The organism is Streptomyces sp. NBC_01384, assembly GCF_045040035.1.
Classification (GTDB): Bacteria; Actinomycetota; Actinomycetes; order Streptomycetales; family Streptomycetaceae; genus Streptomyces.
In genome coordinates this window covers 8,028,878-8,045,227 of the sequence record NZ_CP109559.1, presented here as the reverse complement: position 1 = coordinate 8,045,227, position 16,350 = coordinate 8,028,878, and the positions used below count along the sequence as shown (strand labels likewise).

General features: G+C 68.5%; 19 protein-coding genes. 1 reads left to right on the top strand and 18 read right to left on the bottom strand.

The window, feature by feature from the left end; translation table 11 throughout:
- Nucleotides 1–4 precede the first annotated feature (4 nt).
- On the bottom strand, nucleotides 5–877 hold the full coding sequence (locus OG747_RS36780; protein ID WP_405883678.1) for a phage distal tail protein: 873 nt from the start codon (nucleotides 875–877) through the stop codon (nucleotides 5–7).
- Nucleotides 878–892: 15 nt separating this feature from the next.
- Nucleotides 893–6,181 (bottom strand): phage tail tape measure protein, encoded by a 5,289-nt coding sequence (locus OG747_RS36775; RefSeq protein ID WP_405883677.1) that lies wholly within the window; start codon nucleotides 6,179–6,181, stop codon nucleotides 893–895.
- A gap of 29 nt (nucleotides 6,182–6,210) precedes the next feature.
- On the opposite strand from OG747_RS36775, the gene OG747_RS36770 reads away from it, so the two are divergent.
- Nucleotides 6,211–6,639: a DUF6221 family protein gene (locus OG747_RS36770; RefSeq protein WP_405883676.1), complete on the top strand. Its 429-nt coding sequence runs from the start codon at nucleotides 6,211–6,213 to the stop codon at nucleotides 6,637–6,639.
- Nucleotides 6,640–6,650: 11 nt separating this feature from the next.
- On the opposite strand, the gene OG747_RS36765 is transcribed toward OG747_RS36770, so the two are convergent.
- The 16 genes from OG747_RS36765 to OG747_RS36690 form a co-directional block, all read right to left on the bottom strand.
- Complete coding sequence (locus OG747_RS36765; protein ID WP_405883674.1) at nucleotides 6,651–7,253, bottom strand: hypothetical protein; 603 nt, start codon at nucleotides 7,251–7,253, stop codon at nucleotides 6,651–6,653.
- Nucleotides 7,254–7,278: 25 nt separating this feature from the next.
- Nucleotides 7,279–7,656 carry a hypothetical protein gene (locus OG747_RS36760; RefSeq protein ID WP_405883673.1) on the bottom strand — a complete coding sequence of 126 codons (378 nt, stop codon included), beginning with the start codon at nucleotides 7,654–7,656 and terminating at the stop codon, nucleotides 7,279–7,281.
- Nucleotides 7,656–7,865, bottom strand: coding sequence for a hypothetical protein (locus OG747_RS36755; protein WP_405883672.1), 210 nt, complete (start codon nucleotides 7,863–7,865; stop codon nucleotides 7,656–7,658). The genes OG747_RS36760 and OG747_RS36755 overlap by 1 nt, the downstream gene beginning before the upstream one ends.
- A 146-nt stretch (nucleotides 7,866–8,011) precedes the next feature.
- Nucleotides 8,012–8,485 (bottom strand): hypothetical protein, encoded by a 474-nt coding sequence (locus OG747_RS36750; RefSeq protein ID WP_405883671.1) that lies wholly within the window; start codon nucleotides 8,483–8,485, stop codon nucleotides 8,012–8,014.
- Nucleotides 8,485–8,964, bottom strand: coding sequence for a hypothetical protein (locus OG747_RS36745; RefSeq protein ID WP_405883670.1), 480 nt, complete (start codon nucleotides 8,962–8,964; stop codon nucleotides 8,485–8,487). Before OG747_RS36745 ends, OG747_RS36750 begins: the two co-directional genes overlap by 1 nt.
- A 65-nt stretch (nucleotides 8,965–9,029) precedes the next feature.
- Entirely contained in the window at nucleotides 9,030–9,359 is a 330-nt protein-coding gene (locus OG747_RS36740; protein WP_405883669.1) for a hypothetical protein, read from the bottom strand.
- Between the two features lie 13 nt (nucleotides 9,360–9,372).
- Complete coding sequence (locus tag OG747_RS36735) at nucleotides 9,373–9,783, bottom strand: hypothetical protein (RefSeq protein WP_405883668.1); 411 nt, start codon at nucleotides 9,781–9,783, stop codon at nucleotides 9,373–9,375.
- A gap of 13 nt (nucleotides 9,784–9,796) precedes the next feature.
- On the bottom strand, nucleotides 9,797–10,204 hold the full coding sequence (locus OG747_RS36730) for a DUF6093 family protein (protein ID WP_405883667.1): 408 nt from the start codon (nucleotides 10,202–10,204) through the stop codon (nucleotides 9,797–9,799).
- Nucleotides 10,204–10,833 carry a hypothetical protein gene (locus tag OG747_RS36725; protein ID WP_405883666.1) on the bottom strand — a complete coding sequence of 210 codons (630 nt, stop codon included), beginning with the start codon at nucleotides 10,831–10,833 and terminating at the stop codon, nucleotides 10,204–10,206. Before OG747_RS36725 ends, OG747_RS36730 begins: the two co-directional genes overlap by 1 nt.
- A 12-nt stretch (nucleotides 10,834–10,845) precedes the next feature.
- On the bottom strand, nucleotides 10,846–11,217 hold the full coding sequence (locus tag OG747_RS36720) for a hypothetical protein (protein WP_405883665.1): 372 nt from the start codon (nucleotides 11,215–11,217) through the stop codon (nucleotides 10,846–10,848).
- Nucleotides 11,218–11,288: 71 nt separating this feature from the next.
- Complete coding sequence (locus OG747_RS36715; protein ID WP_405883664.1) at nucleotides 11,289–12,629, bottom strand: hypothetical protein; 1,341 nt, start codon at nucleotides 12,627–12,629, stop codon at nucleotides 11,289–11,291.
- Nucleotide 12,630: 1 nt separating this feature from the next.
- Nucleotides 12,631–12,819: a ribosomal-processing cysteine protease Prp gene (locus OG747_RS36710; RefSeq protein WP_405883662.1), complete on the bottom strand. Its 189-nt coding sequence runs from the start codon at nucleotides 12,817–12,819 to the stop codon at nucleotides 12,631–12,633.
- Entirely contained in the window at nucleotides 12,819–13,568 is a 750-nt protein-coding gene (locus OG747_RS36705) for a hypothetical protein (RefSeq protein ID WP_405883661.1), read from the bottom strand. The genes OG747_RS36710 and OG747_RS36705 overlap by 1 nt, the downstream gene beginning before the upstream one ends.
- Before the next feature lie 60 nt (nucleotides 13,569–13,628).
- Nucleotides 13,629–13,907, bottom strand: coding sequence for a hypothetical protein (locus OG747_RS36700; RefSeq protein WP_405883660.1), 279 nt, complete (start codon nucleotides 13,905–13,907; stop codon nucleotides 13,629–13,631).
- A 9-nt stretch (nucleotides 13,908–13,916) separates the two neighbouring features.
- Nucleotides 13,917–14,954, bottom strand: coding sequence for a hypothetical protein (locus tag OG747_RS36695; RefSeq protein WP_405883659.1), 1,038 nt, complete (start codon nucleotides 14,952–14,954; stop codon nucleotides 13,917–13,919).
- A 1-nt stretch (nucleotide 14,955) separates the two neighbouring features.
- Nucleotides 14,956–16,341 (bottom strand): phage portal protein, encoded by a 1,386-nt coding sequence (locus tag OG747_RS36690; protein ID WP_405883658.1) that lies wholly within the window; start codon nucleotides 16,339–16,341, stop codon nucleotides 14,956–14,958.
- Nucleotides 16,342–16,350 lie beyond the last annotated feature (9 nt).

The following is a 16,350-nucleotide window of genomic DNA, read 5'->3' as shown; positions in this document are numbered from 1 at the left end:
TCTCTCATATCCAGGCCGAGCGCCATGTGGCGGTCAGCCTCGCGGTCGCGTTATTGGCGGAACTCTTGAACTGGTAGATGACGCTGCCGCCGGCTGGAATGGTGGGCCAACCGGACAGCACGGTCATGAAACGGCGGCGGCTGACGCTGCCGTTGAGCATCACGGTGTGCGCGTCGGTGTCGATGGTCAGCACGTCCCCGGTCTGGAGATTCTGGGAGTACAGGAGCTGGCGGACCGTTCCGTCCGGGTAGAGGGTGGAGACGGTTGGTGTCGCGACAGGTCCGGAGATCGTGAGGACCGGTCTGGTCTCGAACGTGCCGGTGTTCACCGCGTTGAGGACGCCGGAGACGGTCGTCGCCGAAAGCGTCATCGGCATCGTGGCAGGTAGTGTCAGACCCCCGGTGACGGACGGCAGGCCCGTCGTCCCGGACTGCAGGGTGGTGCTGTAGCGGCGCGGATCTGCGGCGGTCATCAGCACGCTGTAGGTGGCGATCCGGTCCGTGACATAGGCGAACAAGCACTTCCCGGATCGGCGCACCGTCGCCTGCTTCGGCGACGTCAGCTCGTACACCACCAGCGTGGTGTCGCTCAGGGACGCCGCAGTCCGCAGCCGTTCCAGGGCGTCCTCAAGGGATGGCCGGTCCGGTGCCGTGACCGTGCCGGCCAGAGTGATGGGTCTCGAGCCGAGATAGACCGGGCTGGCCCATGCCCCATGATCTGCTTCCCGTTCGGTGTATTCGGATCGGACCTCGGCGCTGTCCCAGCCGTCAAAGGATTGCAGGGCCCAGGCGACCCCGACGCTGTCCACCCCGCCTAGCGGGATGGCGCCGAGGTCGGCCCGGAGTCCGCCGAGATCTGCACCTGCAGTGAACGGCACCGCGCCCCCTCCCTGTCAGCCGACGAAATTCATGTGGCGTGCGATGTCGGCGGCCTGCTCGGCCGAGGTCTGCTTGGCGCCATTGAGGGTGATGTACGTGTTGCGGTCGCCGTGCTGTCCGCCCCACTGGCCGCCGTAGCCGCTACTGGCGTACCTGCTGGCCGGGACCAAGTGGTAGCCGAGGGCTGCAGCGCTGGCAGCCAGAAGGGCCCGGCTGCGGGCGGTTTGGGTGAGCGGGATGAACGCCTCGGGTACGCCCGCCTCCCCGGCGAGTACCGCGGTCGGGCGGTTGAGGATGTCGCCGAGCGCCATCGGCTTGCCGCCCTGCGCAACCCACTGCCGAACGAAGACATCCTTGTTCGCCGCGGGCAGCGCCCCGATCTGGGCGGTCATCTGCGGCACGATGGCCTTGATGACGTCGGGGGTCAGGCCCGCGGCAATCAGGTCTGCGTATCCGCGGCCTGTGCCGCCGCGCAGCGTTGTCAGCAGGGTCAGGCTGTTGGCGAGGTCAGTTCCGGTGAGGGTGCCCTGCGCCTTGCCCACCGCCTGATTCGCCTTTGCTGCCTGCGTCTTGCTGCCGACGGCCTGATGGGCAACCGCCTGGGCGTTGGCGTCGCCCTGCGCGGCGAGCGCCTGCGCCAGGTCGCCGAAGCCCTGCGCGGCGAGGGTCTGGAGATCGTCGGCGAACTGCTGGTTCTCCTTGGTTGCCGAGCCGAGCTGCTTGGTGAAGTCCGCCAGCGTGGCCTTGGCAACGTCGCCCGTCTTCTGGAGCTTGGCAACGATCGACTTGAACTGCTTGTCCGAGGCGCCCGCCAGCGAGTTGACGAGGGCGTAGCCGTCCTGACCCATCCCCTCGAGGAGCGCTTCGACTTCGGCACCGCCCCGCTTGCTGATCTTTGCGAGGCTGCCGCGCCACTTGTCGGTCGCCGCCACTGACTTGTTGAGCTGGGTCTCGTAGGCCTTGAGGTCGAATCCGGTCGGGACTTTGGCGCCCCTCTTCACCCCGAGGGCCGCATCGGCGCTGTAAACGGCCTTGCGGTCCGTGCCGACGGTCGCATCCGCGGACTTCTTCGCCGACTTCGCCTTGTTGACCCGGTCCTCCGCGGCCCGCAACTGGGCTGCCGTGTGGTGCTCGTGCCGGACCTTGGACAGGTTCTGCTCAGCAGACCGAAGGCTGTCGGCAGCCTTCTTCTGGTCCTTCAGCGCGGTGTTGAGCTTGTCCCACGCGTCCTTCAGGTTTTGTACCGCCGTGTCGTAGCGGCTCTTCGGGTCGGACGGCCCGCCGAGGACTGCTTGGCCAGTCGGCGTATACGTCCAGCCGGCCAGGCCGCCGCCCGCGTACCGCATGGCGTTGAGCCGGTCGAACATGGCCACGCCGTACTTTCGGACCGCGGCTTCCTTAATGACGTACTCGCCGTTGGAGATCAGCGCCGGGATGCTGTCGGAGGTCCCCGTGCCGGGACCGGCGACCGGGCCCCCGAAGGGGATGTACTGCACCGCTGCCCCGCCGTCCGCGTAGCGGCGGATGAGACCGCCGGTCGCGCGGCCGTGCGCCGCCGCCAGCTCGGAGGGCGACTTCGCGGTGAAGTAGTCCGTCATGACGGTGACGTGGACGGTCTTACCCTGGACCGAGTTGATGTAGCCCTGGATGGCCTGCGCGGCCGAGATCGGGCCACCTGTCGGCAGGGTGATCGTGACCTGCTTGCCGTGCGTGCGGGAGATGTGAAACCCGAGCGAAGTGAGCGCACCCTCGGCGTCCTTCGTCAGGGCGCTTACGGTGACGCTCTTGCCGTGGGTCGCGGCCACCTTCCGCTGCACGTTCTCCAGGTCCGACAGCGCCTTCCCGGTCAGTGCGGTGACTGCGACGCTCTTGCCTGGCAGCTTCATCGCGATCAGCGCATTCAGCGCAGCCGCAGCCTTGTCCGTGGGAGCGGTGATCTCCATCTGCCGCCCGCCCGGCAGCGTCTTCACCTTGAAGCCGACGGATTCGATGTCCTTGGCCGCCTCAGCGGTCAGCGCGGACACCTTGATCGTGGAGCCCTTCGGCATGTGCCCCGCCAGGCCCTGCACGTACAACAATTGCTTCTCGGTGTCGCTGAGCCCAGGCGTGGACATGGTGATGGCCAGACTGCTCGGGATGAAACCCATCTGGTTGGCGAGCACCTTGGCCTGGTCCGCGGTGAGCCCGAAGGACTGCCCGGCCTTGACCGCGGCCGCCCATGCCGTCTGCATGCGCGCCTCGGACTGCTGCAGCGCCGGCACCACAGCAGTCCCGTTGGCGCGCGCGAAGTCATACGTGGCCTGCGCGGCGCTCGCGGTCTGCTCGTTGAGTGCCTGCAGCTTGGTCCACAGGCTCTGACCGTTCTCCGAGGTGGTGTTCAGCGACCCGTCGACCTGCAGGAGCGCCTTGCCGTAGCCCTTGGTGTGGTCGACGCCGTCCTTCCATGAGGAGGTGAGGTCGAGGACCGCCTGGTTCATTTGCGCCATGGCCGCCTGCACGTCCAGCTCGCCGCCCGACAGCAGATCGAGGGCAGTGTGCAGGGCGCGGGCCTTCGTGTCCGCATCCGATGCGGAGTCCCCGAGCGTCTTGATGGCGTCCTGCAGGCGGCCCGTCGGATTTGTCGCATCCAGCGCGGCAGCACCGGAGCCCTTGACGGCGTCGGCCAGATCCTTCTGCCGCTTCCTCGCCGTGTCGAACTCGCCAGAGAGCGACCCGAGCGCGTTCGCGGCCTTCTTGTAGGCAAGCCCCTGCGGCGTGTAGACCTTCTCCGCAGACCGCCCGGCAAGCACCATTTTCGAGTTTTCCTCGGCTGCGGCGGAGAGCCGCTTGCGCAGGGCGTCGAGGCTCGTGCCCTGTCCGAGGTAGGCGTCCGTGAGCTGAGTGGTTCCGATGTGGGCGGCCTGCATGACGTCCAGCAGTTGCGTCTTTCCGTCCTTCAGCTTCGCGTCGGCCAGGGTCTGCACGGCGGCAGCACGAACACTGCCGTCCGCCACGCCGGCGGACTGCTGTAGCGCCTGGGTGAGACTGGAAATCCGCTGCTGATGCGCCGCAGCCGCTGCGGCGGCTTCCTGCTGCTTCCTTGCGAGCAGGTCGAGGCCGATCATGGCGGCGCCGATCGCGATACCCCACGGTCCACCGAGGAACCCGTACAAGCCGCGGGCCGCCCCCATGAGGCCGCGCCCGGCTCCCGTGCCGATCGCGGCCATCGCTCCGCCAGCCGCCGATCGGAAGCCGACCAGCCGTCCCCCCGCCTCTTGGATGCCGGTGGAGGCGGTGCGGAAAGAGTTGCCCATCGCGGCGATCGTCGGGGAGCGGGCTTCCAGGGCTGCGAGCCCCGCGCCCCAGCGTCCCAGCGATACCCCGGCCTGCCGGCCGAGGATCGTCTGGGTCTGCATGGCACCGCGCACGCCGTTGAAGGAGGCGACCGCCGACCGGCCGTAGCCTGCGACGGCGCTCTGCATGCCCTGGATCTGACCCCGGAACGGGCGCATCGCCAGCATGGCGAGCACCGACAGCTGGATCGGCCCGGGGAGTCCGGCGAACGCGTGGGCGACGCCGCCGACGAGCTCGCCGAGGGGCCGCAGGACACCGGTCATGCTGCCGATGAGCCCCACGCCGACCTGCAGGCGGCCCGTGAGCACGCCGAGGGCGCCCGCCCCCGAAGAGACGGACGAGAACATGTCGTGCAAGCCGCCCAGTAGGGGCTGGGCTGCGGCCCCGGCGTTGCCGAATGCCTGGCCGAGGGAGTGCACGGACGTGATGGCCAGCGGAACAGAGGCGACGGCCGCCGACGTGATTGCTGCCTTCAGCGGAGCGGCGAGACTCGACGCGGCACGGCCGATACCGCCCGCCGCGGCGTGCAACTTCGCTTCGACAGAGGGCCCGTAAATGTCCCACAGGTCTCCGGCGATGCGGATGCCGGACTTGATGTATGGGATGGCCGAGCTGACCGTGCTGGTCATCGACCGTGTGATCTTCTCCAGGCCGGGAGCGATGCCCAGGTAGATCTGCAGGAACGCGGACTGGATCTGCTTGCCGAGGCCGCGCATGGCGCCGCCCAGGCCCTTCGACTCCGCGGCCGCCAGAGCAGCCGCGCCGCCTACACGGCCCACCTGGGTGCTGAACTGGTTGAAGGCGTCGCCGCCCTGGTGGGCAAGAGCGATCATCCCGGCCATGGCGGGCTTGCCGAACGCCATCGCGGTGGCAGCCATGAAACTTTGCGTCGACATGTGCTCGCTGGCGAGGCCTAGCTGGGTGATGACGTACTGCAGGCCCTTGAACTTGCCGTTGCTGTCGTAGGCCTGGATGCCGAGCTGGGCCAGGCCTTCCTTGGCCTGCTTCGTCGGCTTCGACATGTTGACCAGTGCGGAGCGCAGGGCGGTACCCGCGGTCTCGCCGATGATTCCGGACTTGCCGAGCAGGCCCACCGCGGTCGCGGTGTCCTGCAGGGACACGCCAGCGCTGTGGGCAATCGGGCCCACGTATTTCATGGCGTAGTAGATGTCCATGAGCTCGCCGGACGCGCTGTTGGCGGTGTTGGCGAGCGTGTCCGCCACCCTGGCGGCTTCGGAGGACTTGAGGGCGAACTGGTCCATGATGTCGCCCTCGATGCGGGCGGCAGTGGACACGTCCGTGCGGGCGGCAGCAGACAGCTGGATCGTGCCCCTCGCCGCCTTGATGGCGTCCTGCGCCGACAGGCCGGCCTTGGCCAGCTCCACCATCGCGTCCGCGGCCTCGGCGGCGTTCGCGGACGGCAGCTTCATGTCCGCGCCGAGGGCCTGCGCTTCACGGCCGGCCGCCGACATCTGCGCCCCCGAGGCCCTGGTGACCTCGAGGAACTTGTTCATCGAGTCGGTGTACTCGTTGCCCATGTGCACGATGTCGTGCAGACCAACCAGAATCGCGCCCCCGGCAAGGAGCGTCCCGAGGTGCGACACCGGGCCGAGGACCGACTCGATACCCGACCGCACCGAGCCCATCCCGGCGCGGGCCGCCGAACCGAGCCGGCCGAATGCGGGTGTGGTCAGGGCCGTCTCGTCCCGGATGGCCCGCGCGCCACGGCTTGCGGCCAGCGCTGCGGCCTCGCCTTCCCGGACACCTGCCGCACCGCCACGCGCCCCGGCGCCCATCGCCGTAAGGCCGGCGCGGGCTGCCGCCCCGTCCGCACCAAGGGCGCGAATACCACGACCAGCAACGAGGGAGGCCTCCCCTAGGGCAATCAGTTCGCCGGTGCCGGTTCGGACGACGGTCCCGAAGCCGGGCATCTCGGCGATGACGCGAACCCGCACAGTACGGTCGGCCACGGCAGCCCCCGATCTTCAGTTGTGGAGGCGTGCACGCGCTGAGCGCCGTGCGGGAGAATGTCGGCATGGACGAATTGGCGCAGTGGCTCGGCGAGCAGCTCGACGAGGACGAGCGGACCACGCGGGCGACGGACCAAACGCTGGGTCAGCGGAACCTCCGCTGGTCCGCTAAGCCAGTGGATGAGGCGTTCTTCCGGGTAGTTGCTGCCAAGCACTACGTGGTGGGGACTGGCGAGTTCAGCCCCGAAGATGCACACCACATCGCGGAGTGGGATCCGGCTCGGGTACTGCGCGAGATCGACGGCAAGCGCTGGTTCGTCGAGATGCTGGCCAACAGCTTGAAGCCGAACCCCACGACGGGCATCCCGCGCGGCGTGGCCTGGTCCATGCTCACACGGATGGCCGAGGTCTACCGGGACCGTCCGGGCTGGAAGGCGTATTGGCCGGGGTCCGGCTGAACAGCAACCGGTCAGCCGGTGGCCATTCCGAACGAGCGGAGGATGTCGGCGGCAGCCTGTGAGGGCGGCCCTAGCTCCCCGGTCTGAAACTGGATGCTGATCGCGGCCTGCCACAACTGGCCGAGCTGCCCGTCAGAGAGGTCGTCCCAGAACGCCGTGAACTCCTCCGGCGTCTCCGGCTTCGGCTCAACCAGCTGAGCCTCGACGAGAGCCGGGGCGAACGCGTCCGGATCGAAGGCCGGTTCCTCGCTTCCGCCACGGCCTGCCGCCGCCTCGATCTGCTCCTTCGTCGGCGGATGCTCCTTGCGGAGCTGCTGGTAGGCCCGGTGCGTGATGGCTTCCAGCGTGAACCGCACCCGCGACGCTTCGGCCTGCGCCTCGACCTCCTGGAGGTGCTTGGCGACGTCCCGGGCGGTCTCTGTGCCGTTGGCGTCGTCGTGGCGCTGTGCGCGCTCGAGTAGCCGTTCGAGGTTGTCGATCTCGGCGGACGCTTCGGCGTCCAGCACCATGTCGACGATGTGCCGGGGGCGTTGGATCTTCGCGCGGATGTCAGCGAACGTCGTTGGGGGCTTCGCGGCCCGGCGTGCGGGCGGCTTCCTGCTCGTAGTGGTCATGGGATTCCCTGTCCTTGACGTGCTGTTACATGGCCTGCCCGACGGCGATCTCGATGCCGGTGACCAGGTCTTCGGCGTTCGCGTCGAGCGCGGGGCCGAGGTGTGGGAGGGGGGCGTTCTTGCTGGTGCCGTACTCGATGATGTTGCCCAGCGGGCCCTGCGCCCGGCCCTTGTCCGGCCCGATCTCACCTTCGACGCCTTCGGCGGTGACCTTCACGTCGTAGGTGATCGAATACGGGTAGGCGGGCAGGTACTTGTGGCCCTTGATCCGGTTGCGGGCGTCGTCCCGGACCTTTTGGCTGGTGACCTTCACGGCCTTCGCCGCGTTGACCCGCACCCGCTCAGCGAAGGTTCCCAGGTCGTCCACCACCACGGTGAGGCCGATTACGTCGACACCCGCCATTACGACTCCCTCCTGAACACGCTGATCTTCAGGCCGTCGGTTTTGCCGCCGTCCTCCTGGAAGGCGGCCACGCGCTGGGCCCCGGCCAGGCAGGCGTGGCATTTGGTGATCGACGCGTCATAGGCGCCCTCGTTGCCCGCGTGTGTGGTCTCCGCGAGCGGATGCCCGCAGTCCCCGCACAGCCCGGACTCGGCCTCCATCAACGCCATCGCCCACCAGCGGTCCTCCGGCAGCCACAACGGCTCGCCAGGGCCCGGCTGGGGACGGCCGAGAAGGATGCTGCGCGGGATACCCCAGGACCGTGCCGCCTCAATTTCCCGCCGGTACGGGAGCCGGGGGTCCCGAAGGCGGGCGACTAGAAAGGGATGGGGCTGGGCTCCTCGTTCACGGACAGCGCGGTCGCGAACAGCATCCGCGCGGTGCCGTCGTTGACGCGGTCCAACAGCTGGTACACCTGCGCAGGCGTCAGTGACGGTTCGACACAGCAGGCAACCAAGACCGCCGGGAGGAACGTCCCCGCGTCGTAGGGCTCCTTGGAGTCCTGCGGGGCAGGGTGCGCGGCCAGCAGGTTGCTGTAGGCGCGGTGCCCGAGCGCCCGGAACTTGAACTCGACCACCGCCTCCCGCACCCGCTGGCGGGCTGCCTGGATGCGCTCCTGGAGTTCGAACGCCGGATTTCTCTCGGCGAGCGACGTCGGCTGCCACTCCCCCAGCTCGCCCAGTTCCGCCTCCAGCGACTCCAGTTCGCCGCCCGCGTCGCCCGCGAGACACACCTGCACGGTGACCTCGCGAGGCGACGCCTGCTCCAGCAGCTCGGAGATATCCGGCATCAGGCGACAGTCGCCCGCGTCGCCGGGTCGGAGGTCACCTTCAGCGGCGACATGGCCTTGCTGACCTCGTTCGCCGCGGGCGCGATGTTCTGGACCTCGCCCGCCGTCACCGGGTACACCTCGACCTTGTCGCCCGTCGTGAACCCGGTGGAGAACAGCTGACCGCGGCGCACCACCAGGTAGCCGGAGGCGTTGTACACCAGCGTCGTGTACGGGGAATCCTCCGTGGTCGTGCTGCCGCGCTTGTAGGTGATCTCGCAGACGTAGGAACGGCGGCCAGGCTGGTTGGTGTCGAACGTGCTGGCCAGCGAACTCGTGTTGACGTCAGCGGTCGTCGGGTCGGTCTTCAGGCCGTCCGGCGTGAGCCGAGTCGTCCAGTCCAGGCCCGCGTTCAGCTCGGCAGCAGTCGGCGCGGCGATACTGGCGATGGACGACACCCACGCGACCTTTGTGTTGCCGTCGGAGATCAGGTCACTCATTGCACCCTCCTTGGGGCATGAAAAAAGCCCCGTCAGCGGGGCGGTTGTGGCTGGAGGCGGGGGGGTCAGATACGGAAGGCGCCGACGGTCACGCTGGTGACGCCGGAGTAGCCAATGCTGGCCTGGTTGTTATTGTCGCCGTGGAGACTGGCGTCCAGCGGGATCTTCGCCGAGGCGGACGCCGCGACGGTCACGGTGCGGTTCGGCAGCGTCAGACCCTTGTACGTGTTGTTCTGCACGGTGACGGTGACGGTGACGGAGGATCCGCCGCCGTTGGCGACCTCGATCCACGTGTTCGCGGACCCCAGCGGAACCTTGTCGCCGCCGGCCGCCGCCGAAGCCATCGTCGGGGTCAGGCCGGCCGCAACGACCGCCTGAACGGGGAGAAGTGCCATGAGAGTGAGCTCCTCACTGAGGGATGGAACGTAGCCGGTAGCGGCTGGGGGCGTAGAAACAGGGCGGGACGACGTCGTCGTCCCTCTGCACCGGCTGCCCGTCGAGGGATTCCGGTTTCCAGGACGCGCGGCCGGTGACCGCCAGGGCCACAGACAGGGCAGCAGCGGCCCGGTCGGATACCGACATGGCCTGCTCCGCTGTCAGTCCCACACACGTGAGCTGCACGACGGCGGAGAAGTCGACCCGGTTGTCGGCGAGCGATGCGGTCTCTGCCCGTCCCGGCTCGGGATAGAGCACCACGTAGGGGGTGCTGTCGGTTGGTGAGACGCCTTGCGGGGCTCCACCGAGGTGCACGGTCAGCCCCGCCCCCGTCAGGGCGGTCACAACGGCATCGACATGCGGCAGAACCGCGGGAGTCGTCATCGGCGGCCTCCCGTCACGTCACGCCCTCGACGGTGATCCGCCATGCGGTGGCGGTGCTGCCGAAATCCACCGCGAGGACCGAGAACGGCTGATTGACCAGCCGCGTGTCCCCGGACGCGGTGATCGTCACTGTGTCGCCGACCTGCAGGTCATCCGAGGCCAGCGAGGCGAACGGAAGCGCCAGCTCGTAGCGGGCCACCACCGTCAGCCGCTCCCCCGCCTCCTCATTGCGAGGAACCCGCTGCGGCTTGAGACGGCACGCGCCCGAATACAGGACCGTCGGCGCACCAGGCGTGAGAACGCTCGTCGAGCGGTCCAGGGTCGGCGCCCCGGGCCGGCTGATCGTGCAGGTGTCCACCAGTAGTTGATCGTGGGCGAGACGGCCCGCCGCCAGCAGCGGCTGAATGTCAATCGCGGTCATCACGTCACCGGCGCCACGGAGAACGACCGTCCGCGGTACTCGCGAAGCGCCTCTTTGTGCTCCGCGGTCAGCAGGGCGCCCCCGATGGTCTCGGAGGCGAACGTGCGGGAGTAGTCGTCGATCGACTCCGACCGCAGGCCCTGCGGGTTGGTCATGTTCATCTGTGCCAGATCCAGCACCACGTCGACGACGTCGTCCGGGACTTCGGAGTAGCCGTGGCTGTAGGTGACCCGGACGCGCTGAGCCCAGATGCCCTGAGGTCGCAGCCACGGCCAGCCCATCAGCCGGGTCGGTGCCCACCACTGCTCGCCGCGGGTCAGCTCGGTGCCGATCCGCGTGAAGTCGCGGCCCTCCAGGGCCGTGTACTCCTGATTGCTGATCCCGAACAGCTCGACCACGGTCAGCGGGTGCGCGTCGTCGACGACGATGGGCCGCTGCGGAAGCCGCAGCACCCGCCCGCCGCCAGGCAGCGTCATCGTCTCGTTCTCCACCAGGGTGAACTGCTGGCGGCAGTACTTACGGACCTGCGCCGAGGACCGACGCAGCGCCATCGCCGCCTGCGCCGGATCCAACGAACGCTGCAGCGCTGCCTCGAGGTCCGCCTGAGTGGCGAGAGGAGTCGGGGACATTGCGGGCCCCCTCTACTCCTCGATGTCAGCCATCGCCGACAGACGCTTCACGACCGTCGACCGCGGCTTGTCCTTCGCCTGCTCCGCCACCAGCGCCTGCGCGGCGCGCACCGGGTCGTCGTTCACCCACGCCATGAGGGCGTCGATGGTGCCGTCCACCGGAGGCCCGTCACCCACATCCGCGCTCTCCGGGTCAGGCGAGGCGGCCGGCGCCTCGGGCTCAGGTTCGGGCTCGGGGTCGGCCTCCATCACCTTCACCGAACCCACCGGGGCGTTGTCGGCCAGATGCCGGGCAAGGTCACCGAAGTACTCCTCGCCCTCCTTGAACTCCTGCACGGCGTAGTTCCAGTAGGCCCTCGCCGCCTTCAGCATGCGCACGCGCATGTGATTCCTCCTTCGTGAAGGCCCGCCGGCGCGGACGGACAGGGTTGCATCCGCGCCGACGGGAGACGGGGTCAGGCGTGCTCGATGACGACGCCGCGCTTGAACAGCGCCGCATCGCCAGAGCCCGCATCGGACGGAACACCGAAGTCGCCAACCCACGACCATGTCGTGGAGATGACCTGCTGCAGGCGGTCCTGCGGCGGACGAATCAGCAGGGTGACGTCCACGCCGGGGGCGGCGTTGATCGTGCGGATCTCCGGCACGTCCTCCACACCGGTCCCCGCGATGAGGTTGCCCGTACCCTCCAGCGGGGAGTTCATCAGCGCGTTCGCGCCCAGCACGATCGGCCGGTGCACGGGCAGCGTGCCCGCCGAGCCGCCGAGGATCGTCGGGGCCTCGATGTTGCGTACCCAGTCGATGCCGCCGAACCGGCCGATCGACAGATCGCGGAAGATCGGACTGTCCACGCGGCCCTGCAGGGCCTGCTTGAAGTCCGAGTCCGAGAAGAGCTCCGCCTCGGTGTCCGCGTCGATGTGTGCTGCGTAGTAGCCGCCCGGCAGCATCGGCACGTTCATCTTCCGCAGACGCGCCACCGCAGACCGGAAGTTGGCGAACGTGACCACGTTCGACGACGACAGGTCATAAGCCGAGTTGCCGGTCGCCCGGATCGACACCGGGGCGTTCGCCGCCACCACGTAGTCGCCTGCGACGTCGACGCGGGCCGTGCCCAGGGTCAGCGTGCCGGGAGTACCCGGGGTGACGCCGACGACAGTGTTCGCGCCGCCAGCGATCGTGACGTTGAGTGGGTTCGCACCCGAGACGGGCGTCGGCACACCGTTGACCAGGACGTTCTCGAAACCGTTGGTGGACTGGACAATGATGCTCGTGTCCGAAGAGCCCGCCGTGGTGCACCAGGTCCGACCGCCCGCGTAGGCGGTGTACAGCTTGTTCCTCGCGACCTGGTTCACCGTCTGGCCCGCATTGATGCCCAGCGTCGCCGAGTCGGACAGGAACTTGTTCGCCAGCGCCAGCGCACTGCCCAGCATGTTCGTGTCCATCGAGTTGCTGTACTGGTCCATCACGACGGACCACTGCTCGAGGCTATAGGTCGCAGCGGACGGGTCCGAGCCGGTCACCGGCGTGGTCACCGGCGCCAGGAGGCCCTTCCGGGTGAAGGTCTTCTTGTCGCCGAGGCCGCCCATCCAGGGCTCACTGTCGGCGATCTGCGGGAACAGGAACTGCGGCACGAGCGCGTCCCGGAACACCCGGTCGAGCATGCCGTTCTGCAGCATCGCCTGGATGCCCGCAGGCAGGGACGACCGGACACCGGCGTGCCGGTTGAGCCGGAACCACGGCCGGTCCGGGCCCTTGGCGAAACGCCGCGGACGGGCCGCGGTCAGGCTGGGGGTCATGTCACTCCTCAGTGATCTCTACGGACACGTGGTCCGGGTATTGCTGCGCGACCTGCTCCAGGCCCAGCAGCGCGGTTTGGGTGATGGCCGACACGGCGGCGCAGACGCGACCCCCTGCGGCAGGCTCGTCGTGACCAGTCACCTCGATCGAGGTGCGCCCGTCGCCCAACCGGGCGCGAATCCTGATCACTAGAAGCGCTTCCGAAAGCCGATCTTCGCGAGTTCCGCCTGCACGTCTTCCTCCGAGGCAGTACGGAAGTCGATCTTGGCGCTCCCGCCGCGACTGCCCTGGCCCGGATCGGGCTTCGGCTTCGCCTTCTTCGCCTCAGGCTCGACCGCAGCGGCCGGCTCAGGCTTGGCCCAGTGCGGCTTCCGCTCCAGTAGGTCCGTGAGGTCTGCTTCGATCGCGTCCGTGTCGATGTCGCCCGAGTCGTCGACGTACTTGGAGGGGTCGCGCATGAGGACATCCACGGCGTCGCCTACGTCGGCGAACTGCTCTCGCGCCGCCGACTTGACCTCGGCCTGCACCGCGCGTGCGACCGCCTTTGCGGCCTGTTCCTGTGCGCGCTGCGCCTGAGCGGCGGCCTTGTCCAGGTCGGATTTGTCGCGGTCCTCGAACTCCTGGACCTTCTTCGCGAGAGCTGCAGCCTTGCGCCGCTCCTCGGCCGCTTCCCTCTTCGCTGCGGCCTTCTCCGCCTTCATGCGGTCGAGGGCCTTCTTACCCGCGTCGCCCAGGGCCTTCGAGTCGTCCGGCTCAGGCTCCGGGTCCTCCGGATCGCCTTCCGGCTCGACCTCAGGGTCGGGCTCGGGATCTGCCGGATCGTCGGCCGGGTCCGGAGCGGGCTCCGGGTCTGCCGGCTCGGGGTCGTCGTGTCGGTTCAGCTGGAACCAGCCCACGCTCTGGGCGGCGGGCAGCCAGCGGGTTCGCGTCGTACTCATGGTGATGGATCTCCCGTTGCGGGATTGGTCTCGCGCCGTTGCAGCACGAGAGGCTTCAAATCAGCGGGCCCTTGGCGGTTCGCCGGTCCCGGGGTACACATCGCCGCCTAGAACTGCCGCTCGTCGAGCCGCCGCGTGGCTTGGCTCGGCCTTCCGGACGTCCCGAAGTTTCAGCAGCTCAGCAATGAGTTCCGTCTTCTCGCGCTCGGCTTGGCGGCATCGCTTCTCCCACTGCCGGGCGCGGGCTTTCCAGTACGCAGTCGTCCCTGCCTCGATGCCTGGATCGATCCCGTCGTACTGATCGTCAGGGGACGTTGCATCCCCATCGGCGGGCGCCATTGCGACTCCTCAGCCGAGATACCCGAAGCGCTTGAGCATCCTGATCAGCTCGTCGCGATCCTCAGACAGCTGGAGGATCTCGCCGGGAGCGAGCCGCGGCGTCTTCAGTTGGAATCGGGGCAGGCCCTGCTCGACGTCAGCGCCGGTACGGGCGAACCGCTGCCCGGTCTTCTGCTCCGCCTCGCGACGCATCTGCTGGTAGAACTCACCACGGCGCGTCGTGCCCTCGAGCGTCGCCACGACCTTCCGGCCGTAGGCGTCCAGCGTGACCGTGGAACGGCCAGCGTTGACGACCTTGTAGATGTCGGCGCCGTTCCGGATCGCCTCCGCGCCGCCAAGCCCAAACCGGCGATCCTGCTCGCCACGGGATAGGCCGTTGAAGAAGCCCATCGGGTTCATATGGCGGCCGGGCCGGGCGTCTGTCGCGGGGACCCCATAACAGGCGCAACGGCGGTGCCTTTGAAAGTCGGCGTTCCACCGGTACCAGCGGCCCGCCAGGATCGCGCATCGTGCGCAGGCTCCCGCCCGGACCTGCCGAACGTAGCCCGTCACCGAACGGTTCGCGACCATCGCCACACCGGCAGCACCGCGGCCCGCGTCCGCGACCTCCGAGGCCGCGATCCGCAGCAACTGAGCCTGCCCGGACAGCATCGCCTCCTGCAGCGTCAGGCCGCCGCCGATCAGCGTCTTCGTGCGGATCACCGGCAGATACAGCAGGCTGTCCAACGTCCGGCCGTCCGCGGCGACACCCGAAAACGAGCGGGCGTCCACACGCGCCGCCTGCTCCAGGTAGTCGCTGCTCAAGCCGTCCATCCGCACCATCGCCTCGATGTACGGCTGGCCCGTGGACGCCGCCACCAACTGGCCGGCGGACACAGCCCGCACCATTGCCGCACCCAGACCCTGCAGCCACGACGCGGACAGGTCTGCCGCGGCAAGGCGCTTCCACAGCCTCTCCATCGTGACCGTCGTCTGGATGACGGCCCGCTGCTGAGACCGGCCGTAGGCGTCGACGATGGCCGCGTGAGCCTGCGTCTCGACCGCCACGTCAGCCTCCCGCAGGGGCCTCGGCGGGCTGCGGCTCCGGCTGGGCCGTGGACAGCTGGTGCAGATCCATGGCCGTCATGCGGGTCAGGGCCTCGTCCTGCATGCCACGCATCCGATCCCGCTGCACCGCGGAGTACCCGAGGTCTTCCCACGCCTGCTCCGTCGGCAGAATGCCGCTGGCATGCAGCTTGACGACCGCGTCAGCCTTCTGCGCGTAGGTCGGGGTCGCCGGATCCCGCCACACCGTCTCCAACTTGCGGGTCCGCGGGTCCAGGTCACCGTCCCGCACCAGCAGGACGAGCCGCATCACGCGCTCCCACGCCTCACCGAACGCCCGCTGCCTGCGCTCCGCACGCTTCACCAGCCGGGCCTCAGAAGCGCGGATCGCGTCCGCCGACGGCGGCTGGTCCGTCGCCAAACCGAGGAACGCAGGCGGCAGACCAGTCAGGGCGGCCACCAGGCGCGCCAGGACGTTGATCGTCTCGTGGAAGTTCGACAGCTGCGCCTCGGGGAACTGACCGAACTGCACATCCTTGCTCTCGTTCGCCCACAAGCGGCCCGCCAGCGACGACATCGCACCCAACGGCTGCCCGTTCTCATCCTGGAAGTCGTCCCGGGACATGCCCGTCGCCCAACGGCGCGGCATCGCATGGAACTCGGCGGACACCATCATGTCCGAGGCGATCTTGCAGGCCGCATCCGAGATCGGAATCACCGAACGCAGCTCAGACGTGCCATCCAGATGCCGAAGCCGCGGCCGGTTCGCCAGCGGTACGACCAAGACCTGACCCAGGTTGTGCTCGTCCCGGTCAACCTCGACCCAGGAACCCTTCTGCTGCTCGAACGTCATCCGCGCATTCGGCAGATACAGCGTCGCCCACTTCGCCGGGGCAGACCCGGCTGGCGACGGCTCATCCCACCGCTTGATCGCCGCCATCACCTGACGCGTCCGCGGATCCCGCTCGGCGAACACCTCCAAAGCGCTCTCGGCGGTGACGATCGGCGTGGACTCGTCGTCCTCGTTCGCGCCGACGATCGCGTAAGACCGCTTCAGCGCCAGCGCATCGACGTGGGCCTGTTGGCTACCCTCGTCCATATCGGACGCCTGCCATACCGACCACAGATCCTCCGCAGTCGTCTCACTGTCCGCGTACCGGAAGCCCTCGACGTCCAGCCGCTCGTCCAGCGCATCCACGACGAGCTGCGGCCAGTTGATGACCAGCTGCCGCATCCGGTCCGACAGCTCCGACTGGATCTCAGGCGCCAGATACGACAGAGGCTGCGTGCCCTCGTAGTAGCTGTCCATCAACCGCAACTGCGGCAGATCATTGTCGTGCGCCGCAATCAGCCGCTTCAGCCACGCATCCGGTTCGAGGTCGAGGGCCACAAGCCACCC

Coding starts and splice junctions, on each gene's coding strand:
- OG747_RS36705 (WP_405883661.1), bottom strand. CDS start 13,568: ATGAGTACGACGCGAACCCGCTGGCTGCCCGCCGCCCAGAGCGTGGGC.
- OG747_RS36760 (WP_405883673.1), bottom strand. CDS start 7,656: ATGGCGGGTGTCGACGTAATCGGCCTCACCGTGGTGGTGGACGACCTG.
- OG747_RS36755 (WP_405883672.1), bottom strand. CDS start 7,865: ATGGCGTTGATGGAGGCCGAGTCCGGGCTGTGCGGGGACTGCGGGCAT.
- OG747_RS36700 (WP_405883660.1), bottom strand. CDS start 13,907: ATGGCGCCCGCCGATGGGGATGCAACGTCCCCTGACGATCAGTACGAC.
- OG747_RS36725 (WP_405883666.1), bottom strand. CDS start 10,833: ATGTCCCCGACTCCTCTCGCCACTCAGGCGGACCTCGAGGCAGCGCTG.
- OG747_RS36730 (WP_405883667.1), bottom strand. CDS start 10,204: ATGACCGCGATTGACATTCAGCCGCTGCTGGCGGCGGGCCGTCTCGCC.
- OG747_RS36740 (WP_405883669.1), bottom strand. CDS start 9,359: ATGGCACTTCTCCCCGTTCAGGCGGTCGTTGCGGCCGGCCTGACCCCG.
- OG747_RS36745 (WP_405883670.1), bottom strand. CDS start 8,964: ATGAGTGACCTGATCTCCGACGGCAACACAAAGGTCGCGTGGGTGTCG.
- OG747_RS36765 (WP_405883674.1), bottom strand. CDS start 7,253: ATGACCACTACGAGCAGGAAGCCGCCCGCACGCCGGGCCGCGAAGCCC.
- OG747_RS36720 (WP_405883665.1), bottom strand. CDS start 11,217: ATGCGCGTGCGCATGCTGAAGGCGGCGAGGGCCTACTGGAACTACGCC.
- OG747_RS36750 (WP_405883671.1), bottom strand. CDS start 8,485: ATGCCGGATATCTCCGAGCTGCTGGAGCAGGCGTCGCCTCGCGAGGTC.
- OG747_RS36715 (WP_405883664.1), bottom strand. CDS start 12,629: ATGACCCCCAGCCTGACCGCGGCCCGTCCGCGGCGTTTCGCCAAGGGC.
- OG747_RS36735 (WP_405883668.1), bottom strand. CDS start 9,783: ATGACGACTCCCGCGGTTCTGCCGCATGTCGATGCCGTTGTGACCGCC.